We start from the raw sequence: 20,310 nt of genomic DNA, 5'->3' as shown, positions 1-20,310 counted from the left end.
AAACAGTTTAATGTTATATGATATAAAAAATGTATTTACATTTAAATCTGATAACGAAAATATTTTAATGCATCACGAACAAAGCTGTCGACAATGGCTTGCCCATCAATAACACCCTATATTATTGGTGCAAATACTAAAAAATAAATAATATATTTTACTATTTTATTTGACACCTCTTTAGTAAACAAGATCATAAGGTATACAACTAAATAATAAACAAAAAGAATTCCAGACCCTATACTAAGAATCGGCCTCCATGCTCCCATAAATAGCATAACTATTGTGGCGATTAGCAATATGCCCATAATTATTATAACTATAATTTTTTACTCTTTTCATTCTTTTTATTTTAGTAAGCTACTACTATTTATAAGGCTATTAATATTATGTATCAAAAGTAGACCTTATATATTTCTAACCAAATTATCAATGTTTATTTGCAGAATGCTAATTTATATTTGTATGATTAAAGAACAAAAAAAAACCGCTAATAGCGGTTTTTTTTATTAGAGTCTGATCTAATGAATTATTTTTTCATTTTCTTATGTATCTGTTCTATAAGTTCTGTTGTAGAACTATAGGTGTCATCATTTTTTTTGGCAATTCTAATTGCTTCTTTTGCCAAAATTAACGATTGCTTAAGGTTACCTGTTTTAAATAACAGTGCCGCATAGGTATCTGTATTAAAATAATCTTTATCTAGCTCTATAGATCGCTTAACCATCTTAATTCCTTTTTGTAGAATAGCTGCATCTGTTTCATTCTCATAGATATCCCAAGCCATATTATTAAGTTCAAATGCATCATTCCAGTCAATTTCTTCACCATTAATAATCTCTTTGGTTGAAACTAATTTATTATCAGAATTATATTCTTTTATTGTTCCTTTACCCGCTTTCAGCGTTCCTTTATCCAAGGTTTTTCCATTTTCATCAAAGTAGGATATTACTTCAATAATTTTACCTGCTTTCCATAATTGGATCTTTTTTATTTGACCATTATCATAATAAGAAGTCCATTTTCCATATTTCCTATCATTTAAATAATTACCTATTTCAATAACGTCACCACTCTCATTATAAAATTCCCATTCACCATTACGTCTATTTCTATAATAATTTACACTTTCTACTGCAGCATCACCCGCGACTTCAATAGCATCACTTGCGGCTTCAGCAACCGCCTCAATAGCACCTTCTTCTATTTCAACATATTCTATTATTTCTTCCTCCACTTCTTCCACTTCAGTCTGTTCAATCTTATGAGAGACATCAAGAACGGTATCTTCACTTTCAAATGCATTGCTATTTATATCATTATTTTCCCATTTGCTAATTCTGACATCTTCTTTATAGTTTTCAATCTTAAACAATTGGCCAGATTCCGTGTAATAATTCCATTGGCCATGCTTTTTACCATGTGAATAATCACCTTCTAGTTTTTCTTGCCAATTGTCATATTGCTGTTTCCAAGGACCATCCTTTTTTCCATTTTCATCAAATCCACCTGAGACCATAAGTCTACCATTATCATAATATATTTCATTGCTATATATTACGCCATTATAATACCTTGTTATTTTCTTATTTGTACCATCATAATAATACTCATTCCAAGTTCCTATTTTTTCTCCATTCTCATAAGATCCATATTCTTTAAGTTCTCCGTTTTGATAAAACGACTGATAACTTCCATTTTTTTCACCATCTTCATCAAGAATGATTGTCGTTTTCACGTTGCCATTACCCCAAAAGGTTTTTTCTTCTTGAGCATGCAAACTCGCTGCTAAACAACTCAAAATAATAATTAAGATTCCGTTTTTTTTCATTTTAATAATTTGATTACGTTTTAATAACCTTTTTGTAAGGTGATTATTGTTTTATGAGATTGTAAAATTAGGCTTAGCTTATCAATCATCAATGAGCAAATGTATATTTGTTTATATTGAGTCAATAATCGTTTGATGCCCTATTTGTAATTTGGAGGCTCTACTTAAAATTAAGTTCTAGTATCATAAATTTTTCATGACTCACATTTTGTGAATTTTAAAAGTTATGATTTAATCATTAATGAATCTGTAAAATAGTGTTTGCTATCTAAAAAGTGCTTATTAATTCTAAATCCACTTTGTTCTGCGAGATGGTCTAATTCATCTAAACTATATTTTTTAGATAATTCTGTCCATATCAATTCATCATAAGCAAAATTAAAACGCTCGTTTAACTTTTTAAGTAGTACTTTCTGATTACATAGACTTACAATATAGCTACGTACTTCACCATTTAATGGATTATAATGACAATAAAAATCGAAATCGTCAATTTTAAAATCACCATCAAACTCTCTATTAATTCGTTTCAACAAATTAATATTGAAGCGTTTGGTAATTCCATGTTTATCTAAATATGCATTTTGTATAATTATTGGATTTTTCTTTAAATCTACTCCAAGTAAAAGGGCATCTCCCTTTTTCATATTTTCATTAAATAATTTTAAAAGATTTAGGGTCTCTTCCTCCGTATAATTACCAATATTACTTCCTAAAAATAATAACAAACTCGGAATGTTAGTTTGAACATTTTCTTTTGACAACACCTCGAAGTAATCACCAACCCTCGGATGAATAGATAGTTTTGGAAGTCTCTTTTTTAAATCTGCCGTCAACAAATCCATAGCACCTTGAGAAATATCAATGGGTACATAATGAAAATCTATATGATTATGTACCAAGAATTCCAATAATTTAAAAGTCTTTAATCCGTCACCAGCACCTAATTCTACGATATTGAAAGTCTGCTTAAAATTAACCGCATCAATTATTTGTTTGGCTTGTAGCGATAGAATTTCAAACTCACAATCTGTTAAATAATACTCTTGCATCTCCATAATTTCTTGGAATATGCGACTACCTATATCATCATAAAAATATTTAGAAGATAAATGTTTTTCTTTTGCAGACAAACCTGCAACAACGTCTTTTGCAAATGTATTATTCATGTATCGCTTTTAGTTTTTCTAAAGTGGTTGGTATTAATTCCGAAATGGTAGGATGTAAAACCACAGAATCTCTTATTAATTTATAGGATTTTTTAGCGTACATCACATTTAAAATACTAGTAACAATTTCATCTCCGCCTGTACCTAAAACACTAGCACCAATAATTTGATCGGTATCCGCGTCTACCAAAATACTCATAAAACCATACGTTTCTGCTTTTTCTTTGGCCCTGGCAATTCTAGACATTTCACGTTTGCCTTCTAATACATTTATTCCTTTAGAAAGTGCTTCTGCTTTTGTCATTCCACAACGACCTAATGGTGGATCTACAAATAATCCATATGTAGATATTCTATCAGAGATTTTTCTGCTCTTATCAGCAAATAAATAATTTTCAACAATTTGATAATCATTATATGCCGTATGTGTAAATGCTCCTTTTCCGTTACAATCTCCTAATGCGAAAATGCCTTTCACATTAGTTTCGCAATAGTCGTTTACATTTATAAAACCTCTTTCATTTACTGAAATAGTTGTATTTTCTATCTTTACAATGTCAGTATTAGGCTTTCTACCAATGGCTAATAACAAATGAGATCCTGAAACTTCAACATCATCATTTATCTTTAAAGAAACTTGATTCCCATTATAGGAGGGTGTTATTTTTTTTGCATTTAAAACAAATTCTATACCATCAGCTTTTAAAAACTTTAGAATTTCATCGCTAATAGCAATATCTTCTCTACTTATTATACGCTCACCTCGTTCTATAATAGTTACTTTACTTCCAAAACGCTTAAATATTTGTCCAAATTCCAATCCTATATAACTTCCACCAACAATAATAAGGTGCTTTGGAAGCTCTTTTAAGTTTAAAATAGAGACATTGGTTAAATGCGGAATATCTTTATATTCATCAGGTACAAATGCTCGTCCACCTACATTAATAAAAATTTCATCAGCCGTTAAAATTTCATCATTTACGCTTACTACATTATCTGAGACAAAATGAGCTTCCCCTTTAAAGAAATGAATATGTTTATTATTTTCAATGGCACTATGTATACCTTGTACTGACTTTGCAATTAAGGCATCTTTTCTATCCTTTATGGCATTCATATTGGCTCTAAAAGAGCCTTCAAAATCTACACCAACATCATTACTATGTTTAATATCCCACATTCTTCGGGCACTAGCCACATAGGTTTTAGTTGGGGTACAACCTACATTTAAACAGGTACCTCCAACATGTGTTTTTTCTATAAATGCTACTTTCTTACCTTTTGATGCTAATGAAAATAGCAATGGTGTACCCGCTTGACCTGAGCCTATAATGATACTATCAAATTTTTGTTTCATATTTTATATTTATGTTGTGCCATTTTAAAGCTGAAATAGCTTAACGTGAGCCGAGCCTAATACCAGAGAACATCCATTGTAAGCTAGAATGAAAAAAGTTTCTATACGTCTTTCTACTGTGGTTTTTTGGTGTTGCTATGGAGGCTCCTCGTAATACTTGTAAATTCACCATAAATTTTCCGTTGTACTCACCTAAAGCTCCATCTGCTTTAGTGAAATTTGGATACGGTTGGTAAGCACTTGCGGTCCACTCCCAAAGTTGTCCGTAATTTAATTGGTCAGCTGCTATTTCCCATTCAAATTCAGTTGGTAAACGCATTTTTTTCCATTCTGCAAATGCATATGCTTCATAATAACTAATATGCATTACAGGTAGATTAGGGTTAATATCTTCCAATCCATTAAATTGATAATATTTCCAACCTCCTTTAGTGAAATGCCAATATAAAGGTGCTTTTAAATTATTTTTCTGAATAAAATCCCACCCTTCAGCATGCCACAAATTAAAATCCTGATAACCTCCAGCTTCCATAAACTCGAGGTATTCTTTATTAGTCACCAATTTATTTGAAATTTCAAAAGGCTGCACATACACTTTATGTACACCTAACTCATTATCAAAACAAAAGTCATCACCTTTATACCCAATCTCATAAACACCTTCTTTAAAAGGAATGAATTTTTGTACTTGTTTTTCTTCTTGAAGAAAAATATCACCATCATATTTAGGAAAAGTAGGTTGATTTCCTAAAATATATTTGATATCATACACCAATAATTCTTGGTGTTGTTGCTCATGATTAATTCCAATTTCAATCAATTCTAAAAGTTCATCTGATTGATTCTCTTTTAACAATTCATTTATATGCTTCGTAACATATTGACGATACTCATAAACCTCACTCACCGTTGGCCGTGTCATCAATCCTCGATTAGGACGTAAAACGCGTTCACCTGCATTGTTGTAGTAACTATTAAATAAGTAGGCAAAATCATCATCATAAACAGGATAATTTTTTTTAAACTTCTTGAGTACAAATTGTTCAAAAAACCAAGTAGAATGAGCCAAATGCCATTTTGGTGGCGACACATCAATAATGGGCTGAACAGAATAATCTTCTATCACCAAAGGTTTACATATGTTTTCTGTTCGTTTTCGGATCTCATTAAACGTATTTAGTATTGCTATTTTCAAAGGAATTAAAATTTATATTTATTGATCGTTTTTATGTTAATCTGCCAATTGCATATTTTCACTTTTTACATAATCTGAAAATTTATCCAACAATAATTTTAATTTAGGATTTATAAAGGTTTTGCAAAAAGGTTTTTCTGGATTTGTTATATAGTAATTTTGAATTTGTACTCTTGATGCCTTAAACGCAATAAAGGGCACTATTTTTGTAATAATTTTACTTTCAAATCTCGTTTGTAAATTTCTTAGTATTGTTTCACTCTCTTCATATTGGGCCGTAGAAAAAGTATAAATTGCAGATCTATATTTATCACCCCTGCTATGGTAAACTGTACTCTTATGGGTATGTAAATGAATTTCCGTGAGAACATTCAATGAAATTTCATTATCAAAATGAACAATAACAGCTTCTGAAAATGAGTTGTTATCCCCATTAGAAGCAATCCACCCCTGCTCTACTTTTACTACACCTTTTAAATATTGAAACACAGCTTCTGTACACCAATGACAACCTCCTCCAAATCCTATTTTATGTAAACTATTCAAATTTAAGCCATGAGCGTTACTAAATTCAATTTTATAATTAAGTACTATTTGTCTAATAAATAAGCCTAATACTAACCTATTAACTTGATACTGTTACATCTTTCCAGAAGGCTACGTGATTTTTTATTTGTTTTGCCGCTTCCGAAGGGGTTTTGTAATACCAACCAGCATCCTTCGATACTTTACCGTTAACCTCTATGTCGTAATAGGATGCTAGACCTTTCCAAGGACATGTACTTTCATGTGAACTTTCTTTAAAATATTGAATATTCAAACTCTCTAATGGAAAGTAGTGGTTGCCTTCTACTTCTATAGTGTTATTACTCTCAGCTATAATACTATTATTAAATATTGCTTTCATATTATGTATAGATTTTAATTTTAAACTGCCTTCTATTAATCAATTATAGAAAACTTATTTAGACTTTTACCTTTGGTTTATAAAGCATTCCGTTTTACTTAATAATTGCTTTATAAACGCATACTCCAACTATTTCATTTAATAATAAATAGTATTGAATCTTTTAAAAATAACTATTTATATTTAATAAACATAATTTAGTTTATTTTCAGTCACCAATTTGCAATAATGTATTCTCACATTATTTCAGATATATAGGTTTATAATACAAATTTTTGAAAGGTTTTAAAATAGTATATTTGATTTATTATAATTACGGACTTAAATTTTCATGGAAGTTAAAAAAGGTAATACTACAATTGTATTTGAAAACTGGGTCAATCAGTTTAGTGATGCTCTTTATTCATGGGCATTATACAAGACTTCTTCTAAAGAAACAGCAGAAGATTTAGTTCAAGATACCTTTGTGTCTGCTTTTCATAAAATAGATAGTTTTAAAGGAAAAAGCCAACCCAAAACATGGTTATTTTCTATTTTGAATAATAAAATCATCGATTTTTATCGTAAAAACGCGAAAATTAAAAAGCACGAATTTAAACTATCCGAAAAGGCAGGGTTTCAATTATCTGATAATTTATTTAATGAAACTAATGGCTGGAAAACAAGAGAAATAGACCCTATTTGGGATCAAGAAGAGGAATTATTAGACAACCCAGAATTTAATGGCGTAATGGCTGCTTGTATTGATAATTTACCAGAAAAATGGAAAACCGCTATCACTTCAAAGTATTTAACAGATAAAAAGGCGAAAGAAATTTGTCAGGATTTGGGGATTACCGTGTCGAATTATTGGCAGATCGTGCATAGAGCTAAACTTTTACTAAAAGAATGTTTAGAAACAAATTGGGTCTGAAAAGAAGTAATGTAATGAAAAAGATACTACAAAAAATAATGAATAAATTAATTAACTCTTGTAAAAAAACAACTGAGTTAATAGATAAAGAGGCTATTTCTAAATTATCTTTAACAGAAAAAGCACAATTACAACTCCACAAGTCTATGTGTAATACATGTAATGCATATGCACATCGTTCAAAATTTTTAGACAATGCTATTGGTAAATTATTTAACCATAACACTCCACATAATAAGGCGAAACTTTCCGATGATAGCAAATCTAAAATTCTTGAAAAACTAAAAAAATAATAATTTTTAATATTTTTTGTCAGGAAATTAAAACTCAGAGTCTATTCTTTTGTAAACCAAAAAATAGATAATAAAATGAGTATCACAAAAAAAATAGTAATAGGTCTCGGTATCGTGATTATAATCATTGGCATTATTGGAGCCATGATGTTTTTTAAGCCACAAAGAGATGTACAAAACACAAAAACAGATTTCAGTTATCAGGCAAGTGAAATCGTAAATGAATACCTTACGGATTCAAATAAAGCAAACAATAAATATTTAGACGAAGAAGGCAATTCTAAAGTTTTAGAAATAGAAGGTCTTGTTGCTAAAATCTCTGAAGACTTCAATAATCAAAAAGTAATCCTTTTAAAATCTGCAACGGATAAAGCCGGTGTAAGCTGCACTTTTACACAAGACACAAACGAACATACATTAAACATTAAAACAGGTGACAAAATAACCGTAAAAGGTGTGATTCGATCTGGGGCCGCATTTGATGCTGATTTAGATATGTATGAAAACGTAATATTAGAAAAGTGTGATATTATTTCTAAATAGACAAGTATATAAAAAGTATAACAATAATAATTAAATTTTAAAATAAATGAAAAAATCATTCTTAACAATCGTAGCATTAGTAGCAATTACAGTAAGTTCATTTGCTCAAAAACAAGTAAGTTCAAAGACGCACATGAAATTTTTCTCTACGACACCCGCAGAGGATATTGAAGCGAACAATTACAAAGCTGTAAGTACATTAGACACAAGTACAGGAGATCTTGTATTTTCAGTACCAATGCAAAGTTTTGAATTTGAAAAAGCCTTAATGCAAGAACATTTCAATAGTAAAAAGTTTTTAAATACAAAAGCCAATCCTAAGGCAAAACTAAAAGCAAAAATTATTAATCTTGGTAATGTTAAATTTAACACTGATGGTTCTTATACTGCAAATGTGGAAGGTGATTTAACCATAAACGGGGTTACAAAACCAATAAAAGAAAAAGTAACTTTTAAGATAGAAGGAGAAAAAATTAATCTTACTTCTAAATTCAACCTTACGTTGGCAGATTATGAAGTGGCTTTCAAAAAAGGAAAACCTTCAACAAATATTGCTAAAACCGTAGAAGTAACTGTTGAAGCAAATTTTTAGTTTTTGATTTTGAGTTTTTAGAAAGGATGCATAGCGACCTTTCTAGTAAATACCAGTGAGTATTATTTTCACTGGTATTTTTCTATTAATTTAAGTAATGTGTCAGTGCATTTATTTTTGCTGTCTTTCATTAAAATATAGGTATCAAATCCAATTTGAAACTTTCTATAAATTGAAGTATGAAAATTTTTTGTCAAGAAAATTTAAACGAAATAAAAAAGGTATTGCAACAATTAACAAATGAGCAATATAACTTTCCTTCCAACACGTTATTTGGAGCCACTATTGGGCAACATGTAAGACATATTTTAGAGTTTTACCAATGTGTTCTATCGGGTATAAAAACGAATACAATTAACTATGACAGCCGTAAGAGAAATCCTTTAATTGAAACAGACACACACTATGCAATTCAAATAATTGATAATATAAATACTGGTTTAAAAACAATTAATTCTGATAAGTTGCTCATTCTTGAAGGCGATTTTTGTGCTGTAGAAGGAAAACAAATAAAAATACAGACTTCTCTTTTAAGAGAATTAGCATATTGTTTAGAACATAGTATACATCATCAAGCATTAATTAAAGTTGGTTTATTAGAACTAAATAGCATATTCTTAATAGAAGACACTTTTGGATTGGCACCAGCAACATTAAGATACAGAAAACAATGTGGAAAGTAACATTTCGATTATTGGAATGTTGGGTGAATACAACTTTATTAGCAACAAAAACGTTTTGAAGATGAACTTTTATTTCTCGCGTTTCTTTTTATTAGAATTTTATTTCTTATTAATAACCAGTTCATTAGTAAGATATATAGTACCGTTTGTTCTTTTATTTATTGTTCTTTAGTATCCTTTTAAATTTTAAAACGTATTCCAGTTTTAAAATAGTAAAAGTTGTTCTTATTGACCGTAGTTACCGTATTATGTTTTTTGTCTTTTAATTTGGCACTACTACTAATGATATTGGCGAGGTTTGCATAGAGTTCCAGATGTTTGGTAATTTTGTATTCATATCTAAAACCAGCAATGATAATGGACATGTTTGCCTTACTTGCGATATCTTCATCATTCACTAAAAGTCCATCTTGAATATTGGCTGTAAACCCGTCCAATTCGGCGACCAATTTAACTCTAGATTTTTCAGACAGATGGTATTGCAAATTTGATTTAGGAACCCCTAAATTATAAGACCACTTGGGATGAAATTTTCGATAATAACTAATAAATGGAAGTGGAAAGGGAATTCCCCTATTTTCTGAATAGGATACACCGAGAATCAACCGATAAGGTTTAGACACTGTACTATCCTTTCTTTTGTCATTAATAAAAACTAAATCACCTGAGAACACCGCATCTTCAAAGGTTAATTTCTTTACCAAATTCGAGCTATAACCCGTTGATAAGCGGACTCCAACACGCCAATTATCATTCATCTTGTAGGTATAACCTAGGTTTAGGTCTAGTAATTGAAAGTCCTCAATGGCATCGATATCAAAATTGGTAACACGTTTATCAAAAGACAATTCAATTTTACTGTAGTCCAGCCCTACCAATAAAAAACTATCCTCATTTAGTTTTATGGGATAATTGAACAAACCTCTAAAGCGGTCGTAACCTACATCTGAATTACCTATTGGTAGTCTTGTATAATCTATTTTAGCAAGGTTAGACAATTGTGCTGAGCAAAGCATTGTACCCATTAAAAAAATGATTACAATTTTAAATAAATTTTGTCTCATATGTAATTTCTAAAGTAGCTATTTTACAAGGTTTATTATGTTTCGAAAAGTAGAAATTATATTTTTTTAACATACTATTAAATATAGTAAATACATAGTTCCTTAAGAAACCAATAACTGATTAGCCTTAATCCAATTTTATAACTTAAGAAATCTGATTATTAATTATAGTACTGGCAATAACAAATTATGAAAGCAGTTAAAACAACTCCTTTATAATTTGTTCTTCTGTAATACCTTCTGCTTCTGCCTTATAATTTTTCACGATTCTATGGCGTAAAATAGCTTCTGCAACCGCTTGTACATCTTCAATATCTGGAGAGAATTTACCATGAATAGCAGCATACCCTTTCGCTGCAATTATTAAGTTTTGTGAGGCTCTTGGACCAGCTCCCCAATCTATATAATCATTTACAATTTGTGCTGCTTTTGTAGAATTAGGTCTTGTTTTAGAAACCAAACTTACGGCATATTCAATTACATTATCCGCAACAGGAATACGTCTTATTAAATGTTGTAAATCCAATATTTCTTGAGCAGAGAAAATAGGGTTAATTACTTTAACCTCATCGTTTGTTGTACTTTTAACAATATCCACCTCTTCTTGATAGGTAGGATAATCCAAAAATATAGAAAACATAAATCGATCCAGTTGTGCTTCAGGTAATGGATAGGTCCCTTCTTGTTCAATCGGATTTTGCGTTGCCAATACAAAAAACGGAGCATCTAATTTATATTGATGTCCTGCTACAGTAACTGACTTTTCTTGCATTGCTTCTAATAAAGCAGCTTGTGTCTTAGGTGGAGTTCTATTAATTTCATCAGCTAAGACGATATTAGAAAATATCGGTCCTTTTATAAATTTAAAATGTCTATTCTCATCTAGTATCTCACTACCAATAATATCAGAAGGCATTAAATCTGGCGTAAATTGAATCCGCTTAAAATCTAAACCTAAAGTTTGTGAAATAGTATTTACCAATAAAGTTTTAGCTAAGCCTGGGACTCCAATAAGTAAAGAGTGACCTCCACATAAAACAGAAAGCAATACATGGTCTATTGCATCGTGTTGGCCAATAATAATTTTACCAACCTCTTGTTGAAGTTCTTTATACTTTATTACTAAATTTTCGACTGCTGCTACGTCAGACATTGACAACTATTTAATGAATTAATGTATACTACTAATGAATTACGAGTTCACTGACTATTGAGTACTTTCTTTTTTCCAATTGTTTTTAAAATCACAATTGCTATAGTCTTTATTTATTTTAATATAAGTATCTCCTATTTTATCTTTAGTCCATTTAGATATAGTTTCTTCTTTTTTCTTTTGTAAAGCTAGGCCTTGTATTTTCACATAATCCTTAACTAAATCAGCCGTATGTGCATCCGTTCTAGATTTCATTAAGATTATTTTATACATTTCTTTTCCTTCTCTAGTTCTATCTAAAAACACATCAGTTACTTCTCCTTTCTTTAAGGTGCTAACACGTGCATATAGCGTAGGATCCATTCTTGTTAAATCGAACTTAGAGTCATTCGTTTCAGGATTCATTAATAACCCCTTATTCGCTTTTGTTTCTTTTTCTTCAGAATACTTTACAACTGCATCATCATAAGATATCTTTAATTTTAAGATGTTTATTCTAACATTTTCTAAAGAATCTTTTACTTTTTCTTTCTGCTCATCAGTAACTTCTGGTTGCATTAATAAGTGTCTGGCATCACGTTGTTTCCCCTTTACCTTTTCAACTTGTAAAATATGATACCCATAATCAGATTTAAAAGGCTCAGACATTTCACCTTCATCTAAACTAAAGGCCGCTTCTTTAAATTCTGTTACAAATTGACTTTCTCTCGTAATGGTATACAATCCACTATTTTCAGTTACACCAGGATCTTCTGAAAACAATATAGCTTTCATTTTAAAATTACTACCATTTTCAACGTCCTTTTTAATTTCCTTAAGTTTATCAATTACTCTTTCTACTTCCTCTTTAGATGGCTCTGCATACATTACAATTTGTTGTAATTCAATTTCTGCACCAATTTCAGGTAAATTATTTTCGTCTTCTAAACTTTTATAGTAATTCCGAACCTCTTCTGGGGTAACATCTACTTCTTCTGTTAATTGAAGTTGCATTTTTTTAACCATTAAACCTTCTTTCTCAACTTCATTAAACTCCTTTCTAAGATCAGCCATATCATTAAATCCATAAAACGAATAGACTTTTTCTTCGGAGCCTAATTGTTGTAAGAAATAAGCGATTTTTTGCTCTACATTAGTATTTATCTCAGCTTCAGTAACGACAACACTGTCAATTACGGCATGATGAGATAATAGTTTTCTTTCCATAATTTGCTCTAGCATTTCACAGTCAGATATATCTACTTTACCTTCACTTTGCTGTTCAAATTCTAATTTATACGCAGCAATTTCAGATTCTAATACAATGTTTTTTCCAACAACAGTAGCAACACCATCTAATTTTACTCTTTTTTGAGTTTGAGTAGAATCTTGTGCTTGCGTTGTAAACGTAAATCCTAATAATATAAGTACTATAAACTTTTTTAACATATTAATATATTTGAAATTCTTTATTTTTAATAGCATCTTCAGTTAATGTTTCTTCAATTTTCTTTAATAACTCAAGCTTCCGCTTGTGCAATAACATTTGTTTTATGGTAGGTATGGCATAACTCATTGGAGCTGTATCATTCCGCAATAATACATCTTTAATTTCAACTAGATAAACCCCTATTGAATCTTCTTTATGAATAAATTTATTTTTCTTTAAAAAATCATTTTTATCATAACTTTTTAAGAAAGAGGCATTCTTTAAAACATCATCATATTTTATCCAAATAGAATCATTTAAATTATGAGATTTTAACTGTAGTTCTTGTTTCATAATTTTAATATCAGAATCATGTTTATCATCTTTAAATAAAGAAATAAACTCCTTTGCATTATTAATTTTTTCATCAAAAAAGATATACCTAAATTTAACAAGAGCTTCATTCAATTTAAAAATCTCCGTATTATCTCCATAAAACCTTTCAATATCCTCTTCAGTAACTAGTGTATCTAATTCTTGTTTAACTACTGCTTCTTTATATTTGTTTATCAATAAATCTTGATGATATTGATTTACCAATGTATTAATGTGCTCTTTCTCTTCGTGTAGATTAATTTTAGCTTTTTGAACCAATAATTGTTCTCTGGCCCACTTATTTATATAATTTTTTACAAAAATCAAACTATCTTCTTTTGAAATATTATCAGGCAGCAGTTCATTAAGATCTTTTTCATATAAAACATTTTCATAGACTTTAGCTACAGGTTTCCCTTCATTTTCAGATCGTTTACACGAAAAAATGGCTAAGGCTACTACTATGTATATGATCCTATAATTCAAATTAATTTTGTTTTTGTTTAATCATTTTTTTTAAAAGCTTTTTATTAACTTTTACTGGATATTGTTTTTTTAATTCTACAATCCAATCCTTTTCTAACTGTTCTTGAAAATCATTGATTACCAAACCACGAGCCTTCTTAAATTGCATAGGTTCTGATGGTAAAATCTTTATCGTTTTAACAACCACAAAGTTATTCGTATTTTCTTCATAGACATCAGAAACTCCAATAGAATCTAAAGAAAAGTTCTTTGGGAATTTTTTGTGATTTTCTTCTAAAATTCCTTTTGTAAAAATAACATGTATTAAAGGGTTTTCATTTACCGCTGCTTTTATCTCATCTAGACTTTTTCCAGACTCAAGCATACTTTGAACAACATCAGCTTTTTCTTTTACGGTACATGATGCTAAAATAACATCTCCTCTTTTCTTTAAAATATATTTGCTTGAATGTTCATTAAAATACTGTTGTAACGCAACCGTATCTTTTTCTGCTTTCTTCCACACTTTGTCTTGCAAAAGCTCAAAAAGTAATAAACCATCTTTATACTCTTGCATTGTAATAGCGAAATCCGCTTCTGTTTTTTCTAAATTGGCCTTGAAATAATCAAGTACTTTTAATTCTACAAAACTATTATAAATCTCTTTCTGATTTGTATTTTTCCCATTACTATAAGCTACTAATTCAGATACTTTGATCGTATCCCCATTAATTGTAAAAAGATCCTGATCTAACTTTTTATTGAGCTCAAGCGTATTATTTTTTAAGAACAGCAGTTGTAATTCTTCATCTTTATTTATAGTATAAGAATTCATTAGTTTTTTTACCACTGACTTTCCTGCTCTTTGAGAACGTTCGTTCTTTTCAATTTTCTGAACCAACTCCGCTCTTCTACTTTCTAAATCTGTTATGGGATGTTTCTTTATTAATTTTACAATGTGCCATCCATAAACGGTTTTAAACGGTTTGGAAACATCATTAACTTCTTTTATAGAAAACGCCACATCAGAAAATGACTTTATCATTCTATTGGCACTAAATTTTGGCAGTGCTCCTCCGTTTAAAGCTGATGTTTTATCGTCCGAATGTAAGTTCGCTAAAAAATGGAACGGACTTCCTTGCTTCACTTTAGCATATACCTCTTCAATTTTAGTTTTGGCATATAGTGAATCTGTAGGGTTTTCCTTTATCATAATATGAGCTACTTCAACTTCGCCTTTAGATTCTCTTTTATTATTTACTTTAACAATATGATATCCAAATTGGGTTCGAAACGGCATTGAAACCTTATTTACCTCTGTATTATAAGCAGCATTTTCAAAGTCATATACCATATCAAAAACAGTGAAAAACCCTAAATTACCACCATTTTGTTGAGCTGATGGATCTTCAGAATACTCCTTAGCTACTTCCTCAAAAGGTTGCCCGTTTACAACTTTTAACCTCGCTTCAATTATTTTCTTATATGCTTTTAAAGTGTCAGCAGGTGAAGCCTTTTTAGGTACTCCAACCAAAATATGACTGGCATTAATTTCTAACTGACTTCTTTCAAATGCCTCTTGCACTAATGCTTCTGTAATTTTACTATCTGTTAAGTAAGGAATAATTAATTGCTCTCGATAAGAATTTAACTCCTTTTTAAATGATGCAACCGTATCATACTTAAGGTCATAAGCTTGTTTTAATTTCAGCTTATAGTTAACATATAAATCTAAATATTCTTCGACAGATTTTTTATTTTCCTCTGCAACGATATCTCTGTTTTTATTAAAAACTCGCGTAAACTCATCCTTATAAACAGGTTCATTTGCAACAGCAAATAGTATATCTTTTTTGGTTTGTGCCCCAATGTAAAAATAGTTTACAAAGAAAAGACAAATCAATAGGTTCTTTAAATTCATAAAAAGTTTAATGTTGTAAATTCCGATCGTTTAGAACGCCCAAAAATATTTTATATTTATATATAATCCTGTTAAAAATATCACAAAGATATAACACCTTCTACTTTGGCAACTTCTTTATATTTTTCAATAATTACATCTGCATTAGCCATTTGAACTAAAATGGATAAACTGACATATTTACCCGTTTTCGAAGTTTTCTTCTCAATTACGGCTCCTGTATGATCAAACATCACTTCAATTTCTAACATCTTACTATCATCTGCAGGGATAATAAACTTATACAAATATTTTGTAGGAAACTCAGTAGTTTCTTCTAATCTATGCTTTAATTTTTTATAAAATTCAATTTGTTCGCTCATCACTTTTTTTATAAGATATAAGGCAATTAATGTACCATATCGAGTTGTCATTATATAAAATGACCAATCACTGACAAAAATACAGATAAAATTTAGTTTCTTTGTTATATGACAAGCAATCTAAAAACTTCTCCAAAAAAAATTGTAATCACTGGAGGCCCTGGAACAGGTAAAACTACTTTAATAAACGAACTAGAGCGTAGAAACCTTATCTGTATTCCTGAAATATCAAGACAAATCACTTTAGAAGCAAGGTCTAACGGTATTGAATATTTGTTTTTAAACGATCCTTTATTGTTTAGTAAACTACTGTTAGAGGGAAGGGAAAATCAATATTTAGAAGCTCTAAAATTGGATGCTGATATTATCTTTTTCGATAGAGGTATTCCAGACATTCATGCCTATATGAATCATACCGAGACTCAATTTCCCAAAATTTATATTCAAAAAAGTGAAAAATATAAATATGATAGTGTGTTTTTACTGCCTCCATGGGAAGAAATTTACACCACAGATGACGAACGTTATGAGAGTTTTGAAATGGCTACCGATTTGTATCAACATTTAAAACATGCCTATACCGAATTAGGATATAACATCTTAGAAGTGCCTGTAGGCGAAATAAATTTTAGAGTTGATTTTATTCTAGACAATGTGAAACCTAACTAATGGAAACTGCAAGAACGCTACTGAATACCTATTGGGGCTACCCCAACTTTAGAGCTTCGCAAGAACAAATTATTAATACCATTTTAGAGGGTAAAAATGTAGTTGCTATTTTACCAACTGGCGGTGGAAAATCTATCTGTTATCAAATACCTGCATTATTAAAAAAAGGAGTTTGCTTAGTTGTATCGCCTTTAATTGCATTAATGAATGACCAAGTAAGCAATCTAAAAGAAAAAGGTATTAAAGCCATTGCTATCACTTCTAATCTAAATCAAGAACAGGCCATACAAGCATTTGATAATTTACAATTTGGTAATTATAAATTCTTATATGTTTCACCAGAAAAATTACAATCAGATTTTATTCAACAAAAACTAAAACAATTAGATATTAACCTAATTGCTGTTGATGAGGCTCACTGTATCTCTGAGTGGGGCCATGATTTTAGACCTGCATATTTAAAAATTCCTGCAATTAAAGAATTGGGTATTGATGCCCCAATACTTGCCTTAACCGCCACAGCAACCCGTCGTGTTTTAGACGATTTAATGAAAAATTTAGAAATAGAAGATGCTACTGTTTTTAAACAATCATTGGTTCGAAAAAAATTAGCTCTAAATATATCAAGACATGAAGATGTATATTTTGAGATAAAAAAGCTACTTAAAAAAAGTAACAATACAACGATTATTTATGTAAATAGCCGTCGACGTGTACAAGATTTTAGCAATCATTTAAACAAAAATAATTTTAAAAGCTCGTATTATCATGCGGGGTTATCTAATGAAGAAAAGCAACGTTCTTTTGATAATTGGATGGAAGAAAAAACACCCATAATGGTAGCGACCAATGCTTTTGGAATGGGGATAGACAAAGATAATGTTGAATTAATTATCCATGTCGATTTACCTTTTAGTTTAGAAAATTATATGCAAGAAGCTGGTAGAGCCGGTAGAGATGGTAATGACGCCAGCTCCATTCTTTTTGCGAATGATCACACTATCAATAACCTAAAAAATCAGTTTCAAAAAGGTGTGGTAACAACTGAATTTGCGAAAGAAATTTATAATAACTTAAATCAATATTTTTACATTGCATTTGGAGAAAGACCAGAATATCAATTTGAATTTGATCTTGCTACATTTTGCCACACTTATAAAACGAATATTTTAAAAACATACAATGCTTTAAAATTATTAGAACGAGAACAAATACTTTTATTTAACGAAGGTTTTAACAAACAATCTATGTTAAAATTTATAATGCCTCCAAACCGGGTATTAGATTATGCGGAGCGAACCAACAACAGTCTTGTTAAAATAATTTTGAGAACGCACGGAGGTATTTTTGATAATTTTATAAAAATTAATGAATCTGTTTTAGCAAAAAAATTAGAGACACAAGTCTCAACAATTAAAGGCATGTTGATAAAACTAGAAAAAGATGGTTTGCTCAAATATAAAAACAATAAAAACACAAGTGAATTACAGTTTTTAGTTCCAAGAGAAGATAACAGAACTATTAATGCCATTTCTAAAGACATTAACCAATATAATAGTATAAAATTAGAAAAAATCAATGCCATTATAGATTACGCGGAAAATGATACTATTTGCAGAAGTAAATTGCTACTCAATTATTTTGATGAAAAATTAAAAGTAAACTGTGGTGTTTGTGATGTTTGCTTAGCTAACGATTCTATGGCAACAACCAATACCAATTTATCAAATCAAATTTTAAAACTATTAATGGTAAAAAAACAATTGTCTAGTAAAGAAATTGCTACCCTTTTAAATGTCCCTTCTTCTACCCTATTAAAGAGCCTACAAAACCTATTGGATACTGATAAAATAACTATAAATTCGCAAAATAAATTAGAACTAGTACCAAAATGACTGATGTTAGAATAGTATTTATGGGCACACCCGATTTTGCTGTGGGTGTATTAAAAGCCTTAATTGAAAACAATTATAATGTAGTAGGCGTAATTACCGCACCTGACAGACCGTCTGGTAGAGGGAGAAAATTAAATCAATCTGCTGTAAAAAAATATGCTTTAGAGCAAAACCTACCCATTTTACAACCCACCAATTTAAAAAATGAGTTATTTCTAAAAACACTAGAAGAACTTAATGCCAATTTACAAATTGTAGTAGCTTTTAGAATGTTACCTAAGGTAGTATGGCAAATGCCAGCAATAGGCACTTTTAACTTGCATGCATCTTTATTACCAAACTATAGAGGAGCTGCACCTATTAATTGGGCAATAATTAATGGTGAAACAACAACCGGAGTCACTACTTTTTTTATTGATGATAAAATTGATACGGGTGCTATCTTATTAAAGGACGAGATTTCTATTGATAAAAATGATACAGCTGGAACTTTGCACGATAAGTTAATGGAGTTAGGTAGTGGCCTTGTAGTAAAAACTGTAAAACGGATTGAAGAAGGCAAAATTGAAACCACTCCGCAAAATCAATTTGATGAGGATCAATTAAAAGACGCTCCAAAGATTTTTAAAGATACTTGTCAAATAGATTGGAACAAATCATTAGATGATGTTTATAATAAGATTAGAGGCTTAAATCCTTATCCTGGAGCTTGGACGGTTCTTACTAATAACAAGGAAACTTTTGAAATGAAAATTTTTAATGCAAAAAAGGAAAAAGAACAGCACCACCATTCTATTGGAAAATTAATTGTTGGTAAAGCAGAATTGAAGGTTGCCTTAGATAATGGATACCTTATTATTGAAGAGTTACAATTACCAGGTAAACGTAAAATGAAAGTTGGCGACTTACTCAATGGTTATAAATTTGACCAAAATGCACAAGTTCAATAATATTGTGTAGGCAAAGCTAGATTAACAAAAAATTAACACGAATGCCTATTATCACTGACTTAGCGTTAAAAAAATGGATTAGAAACCCATGGTTATTAACAATTGACCCCGTTTTATTAACAAAATAAGACTTTTTTATAGGTAAAACTTGCGTTAACCCTTATAAAATCTATATTTGTTCAGCTTAAACAAGCAATTAATTATTAATCAATTTTAAATTTAAAAAATTATGAACAAATCAGAATTAGTAGAATCTATGGCTGCAGACGCAGGAATTTCAAAAGCAGCTGCAAAAAAAGCATTAGATTCAGTTATGGGTAATGTAGAACAAACTTTAAAGAAAGGCGGAAGAGTTTCTTTAGTAGGTTTTGGTTCTTGGTCAGTTTCTAAAAGAGCTGCTAGAGATGGAAGAAATCCTCAAACTGGAAAAACTATCAAAATTGCTGCTAAAAATGTAGTGAAATTTAAGCCAGGTGCTGAATTAAAAAGTTCTGTAAACTAATTTTAGTTCACACAAAAACTTAAAGGCTCTCATTTTTCAATGAGAGCTTTTTTTATGTCT

General features: G+C 30.1%; 21 protein-coding genes. 9 read left to right on the top strand and 12 right to left on the bottom strand.

Annotation, left to right across the window (positions count from 1 at the left end; translation table 11 throughout):
• Positions 1-529: 529 nt before the first annotated feature.
• The 6 genes from D3P13_RS17170 to D3P13_RS17145 all read right to left on the bottom strand — a co-directional run bounded on the left by D3P13_RS17170 (position 530) and on the right by D3P13_RS17145 (position 6,462).
• The gene (locus D3P13_RS17170) at positions 530-1,831 is read right to left on the bottom strand and encodes a toxin-antitoxin system YwqK family antitoxin (RefSeq protein WP_117884109.1); all 1,302 of its coding nucleotides are present in this window, start codon (positions 1,829-1,831) and stop codon (positions 530-532) included.
• A gap of 224 nt (positions 1,832-2,055) precedes the next feature.
• Complete coding sequence (locus tag D3P13_RS17165; protein ID WP_117884108.1) at positions 2,056-3,000, bottom strand: L-histidine N(alpha)-methyltransferase; 945 nt, start codon at positions 2,998-3,000, stop codon at positions 2,056-2,058.
• Positions 2,993-4,360 carry a mercuric reductase gene (locus D3P13_RS17160; protein ID WP_117884107.1) on the bottom strand — a complete coding sequence of 456 codons (1,368 nt, stop codon included), beginning with the start codon at positions 4,358-4,360 and terminating at the stop codon, positions 2,993-2,995. The genes D3P13_RS17165 and D3P13_RS17160 overlap by 8 nt, the downstream gene beginning before the upstream one ends.
• 40 nt (positions 4,361-4,400) lie before the next feature.
• On the bottom strand, positions 4,401-5,561 hold the full coding sequence (gene egtB, locus D3P13_RS17155; protein ID WP_394336475.1) for an ergothioneine biosynthesis protein EgtB: 1,161 nt from the start codon (positions 5,559-5,561) through the stop codon (positions 4,401-4,403).
• 30 nt (positions 5,562-5,591) lie between these two features.
• Positions 5,592-6,101: a peptide-methionine (S)-S-oxide reductase gene (locus tag D3P13_RS17150; RefSeq protein ID WP_117884106.1), complete on the bottom strand. Its 510-nt coding sequence runs from the start codon at positions 6,099-6,101 to the stop codon at positions 5,592-5,594.
• Between the two features lie 79 nt (positions 6,102-6,180).
• On the bottom strand, positions 6,181-6,462 hold the full coding sequence (locus tag D3P13_RS17145; RefSeq protein WP_117884105.1) for a DUF427 domain-containing protein: 282 nt from the start codon (positions 6,460-6,462) through the stop codon (positions 6,181-6,183).
• 331 nt (positions 6,463-6,793) lie between these two features.
• Between D3P13_RS17145 and D3P13_RS17140 the strand changes: the two genes are divergently transcribed.
• The 5 genes from D3P13_RS17140 (at position 6,794) to D3P13_RS17120 (ending at position 9,486) form a co-directional block, all read left to right on the top strand.
• Complete coding sequence (locus D3P13_RS17140; protein ID WP_117884104.1) at positions 6,794-7,375, top strand: sigma-70 family RNA polymerase sigma factor; 582 nt, start codon at positions 6,794-6,796, stop codon at positions 7,373-7,375.
• Between the two features lie 14 nt (positions 7,376-7,389).
• Positions 7,390-7,668: a hypothetical protein gene (locus D3P13_RS17135; protein ID WP_157972949.1), complete on the top strand. Its 279-nt coding sequence runs from the start codon at positions 7,390-7,392 to the stop codon at positions 7,666-7,668.
• A gap of 75 nt (positions 7,669-7,743) precedes the next feature.
• Complete coding sequence (locus D3P13_RS17130) at positions 7,744-8,211, top strand: OB-fold protein (RefSeq protein ID WP_117884102.1); 468 nt, start codon at positions 7,744-7,746, stop codon at positions 8,209-8,211.
• 46 nt (positions 8,212-8,257) lie between these two features.
• Positions 8,258-8,803 (top strand): YceI family protein, encoded by a 546-nt coding sequence (locus tag D3P13_RS17125; RefSeq protein WP_117884101.1) that lies wholly within the window; start codon positions 8,258-8,260, stop codon positions 8,801-8,803.
• A gap of 179 nt (positions 8,804-8,982) precedes the next feature.
• On the top strand, positions 8,983-9,486 hold the full coding sequence (locus tag D3P13_RS17120) for a DinB family protein (RefSeq protein WP_117884100.1): 504 nt from the start codon (positions 8,983-8,985) through the stop codon (positions 9,484-9,486).
• Positions 9,487-9,665: 179 nt separating this feature from the next.
• Here D3P13_RS17120 and D3P13_RS17115 read toward each other — a convergent pair whose 3' ends face one another.
• The 6 genes from D3P13_RS17115 to D3P13_RS17090 form a co-directional block, all read right to left on the bottom strand.
• Positions 9,666-10,550, bottom strand: coding sequence for a DUF6268 family outer membrane beta-barrel protein (locus tag D3P13_RS17115; RefSeq protein ID WP_117884099.1), 885 nt, complete (start codon positions 10,548-10,550; stop codon positions 9,666-9,668).
• A gap of 199 nt (positions 10,551-10,749) precedes the next feature.
• Positions 10,750-11,703 (bottom strand): AAA family ATPase, encoded by a 954-nt coding sequence (locus tag D3P13_RS17110; RefSeq protein ID WP_117884098.1) that lies wholly within the window; start codon positions 11,701-11,703, stop codon positions 10,750-10,752.
• A gap of 54 nt (positions 11,704-11,757) precedes the next feature.
• Complete coding sequence (locus D3P13_RS17105; protein WP_198680057.1) at positions 11,758-13,131, bottom strand: peptidylprolyl isomerase; 1,374 nt, start codon at positions 13,129-13,131, stop codon at positions 11,758-11,760.
• A 1-nt stretch (position 13,132) separates the two neighbouring features.
• A complete protein-coding gene (locus D3P13_RS17100; protein WP_117884096.1) occupies positions 13,133-13,972 on the bottom strand; it encodes a peptidyl-prolyl cis-trans isomerase in 840 nt (279 codons plus the stop codon).
• A gap of 1 nt (position 13,973) precedes the next feature.
• The gene (locus D3P13_RS17095; RefSeq protein WP_117884095.1) at positions 13,974-15,872 is read right to left on the bottom strand and encodes a peptidylprolyl isomerase; all 1,899 of its coding nucleotides are present in this window, start codon (positions 15,870-15,872) and stop codon (positions 13,974-13,976) included.
• A gap of 80 nt (positions 15,873-15,952) precedes the next feature.
• Entirely contained in the window at positions 15,953-16,234 is a 282-nt protein-coding gene (locus D3P13_RS17090; RefSeq protein ID WP_117884254.1) for a DUF493 family protein, read from the bottom strand.
• Between the two features lie 108 nt (positions 16,235-16,342).
• Between D3P13_RS17090 and D3P13_RS17085 the strand changes: the two genes are divergently transcribed.
• From D3P13_RS17085 to D3P13_RS17070, 4 genes are all read left to right on the top strand, one after another.
• Positions 16,343-16,903 (top strand): AAA family ATPase, encoded by a 561-nt coding sequence (locus D3P13_RS17085; protein WP_117884094.1) that lies wholly within the window; start codon positions 16,343-16,345, stop codon positions 16,901-16,903.
• A complete protein-coding gene (locus D3P13_RS17080) occupies positions 16,903-18,798 on the top strand; it encodes a RecQ family ATP-dependent DNA helicase (protein ID WP_117884093.1) in 1,896 nt (631 codons plus the stop codon). The genes D3P13_RS17085 and D3P13_RS17080 overlap by 1 nt, the downstream gene beginning before the upstream one ends.
• On the top strand, positions 18,795-19,748 hold the full coding sequence (gene fmt / locus D3P13_RS17075; RefSeq protein ID WP_198680056.1) for a methionyl-tRNA formyltransferase: 954 nt from the start codon (positions 18,795-18,797) through the stop codon (positions 19,746-19,748). The genes D3P13_RS17080 and fmt overlap by 4 nt, the downstream gene beginning before the upstream one ends.
• A 229-nt stretch (positions 19,749-19,977) precedes the next feature.
• Positions 19,978-20,250: an HU family DNA-binding protein gene (locus D3P13_RS17070; RefSeq protein ID WP_117884092.1), complete on the top strand. Its 273-nt coding sequence runs from the start codon at positions 19,978-19,980 to the stop codon at positions 20,248-20,250.
• The last annotated feature ends 60 nt before the right edge of the window (positions 20,251-20,310 follow it).

Source organism: Aureibaculum luteum, from assembly GCF_003449015.1.
GTDB lineage: Bacteria > Bacteroidota > Bacteroidia > Flavobacteriales > Flavobacteriaceae > Aureibaculum > Aureibaculum luteum.
This window is presented reverse-complemented; position numbering and strand designations above follow the sequence as displayed.

Coding starts and splice junctions, on each gene's coding strand:
- D3P13_RS17170 (WP_117884109.1), bottom strand. CDS start 1,831: ATGAAAAAAAACGGAATCTTAATTATTATTTTGAGTTGTTTAGCAGCG.
- D3P13_RS17165 (WP_117884108.1), bottom strand. CDS start 3,000: ATGAATAATACATTTGCAAAAGACGTTGTTGCAGGTTTGTCTGCAAAA.
- D3P13_RS17160 (WP_117884107.1), bottom strand. CDS start 4,360: ATGAAACAAAAATTTGATAGTATCATTATAGGCTCAGGTCAAGCGGGT.
- D3P13_RS17145 (WP_117884105.1), bottom strand. CDS start 6,462: ATGAAAGCAATATTTAATAATAGTATTATAGCTGAGAGTAATAACACT.
- D3P13_RS17140 (WP_117884104.1), top strand. CDS start 6,794: ATGGAAGTTAAAAAAGGTAATACTACAATTGTATTTGAAAACTGGGTC.
- D3P13_RS17135 (WP_157972949.1), top strand. CDS start 7,390: ATGAAAAAGATACTACAAAAAATAATGAATAAATTAATTAACTCTTGT.
- D3P13_RS17130 (WP_117884102.1), top strand. CDS start 7,744: ATGAGTATCACAAAAAAAATAGTAATAGGTCTCGGTATCGTGATTATA.
- D3P13_RS17125 (WP_117884101.1), top strand. CDS start 8,258: ATGAAAAAATCATTCTTAACAATCGTAGCATTAGTAGCAATTACAGTA.
- D3P13_RS17120 (WP_117884100.1), top strand. CDS start 8,983: ATGAAAATTTTTTGTCAAGAAAATTTAAACGAAATAAAAAAGGTATTG.
- D3P13_RS17115 (WP_117884099.1), bottom strand. CDS start 10,550: ATGAGACAAAATTTATTTAAAATTGTAATCATTTTTTTAATGGGTACA.
- D3P13_RS17110 (WP_117884098.1), bottom strand. CDS start 11,703: ATGTCTGACGTAGCAGCAGTCGAAAATTTAGTAATAAAGTATAAAGAA.
- D3P13_RS17105 (WP_198680057.1), bottom strand. CDS start 13,131: ATGTTAAAAAAGTTTATAGTACTTATATTATTAGGATTTACGTTTACA.
- D3P13_RS17095 (WP_117884095.1), bottom strand. CDS start 15,872: ATGAATTTAAAGAACCTATTGATTTGTCTTTTCTTTGTAAACTATTTT.
- D3P13_RS17090 (WP_117884254.1), bottom strand. CDS start 16,234: ATGAGCGAACAAATTGAATTTTATAAAAAATTAAAGCATAGATTAGAA.
- D3P13_RS17085 (WP_117884094.1), top strand. CDS start 16,343: ATGACAAGCAATCTAAAAACTTCTCCAAAAAAAATTGTAATCACTGGA.
- D3P13_RS17080 (WP_117884093.1), top strand. CDS start 16,903: ATGGAAACTGCAAGAACGCTACTGAATACCTATTGGGGCTACCCCAAC.
- fmt (WP_198680056.1), top strand. CDS start 18,795: ATGACTGATGTTAGAATAGTATTTATGGGCACACCCGATTTTGCTGTG.
- D3P13_RS17070 (WP_117884092.1), top strand. CDS start 19,978: ATGAACAAATCAGAATTAGTAGAATCTATGGCTGCAGACGCAGGAATT.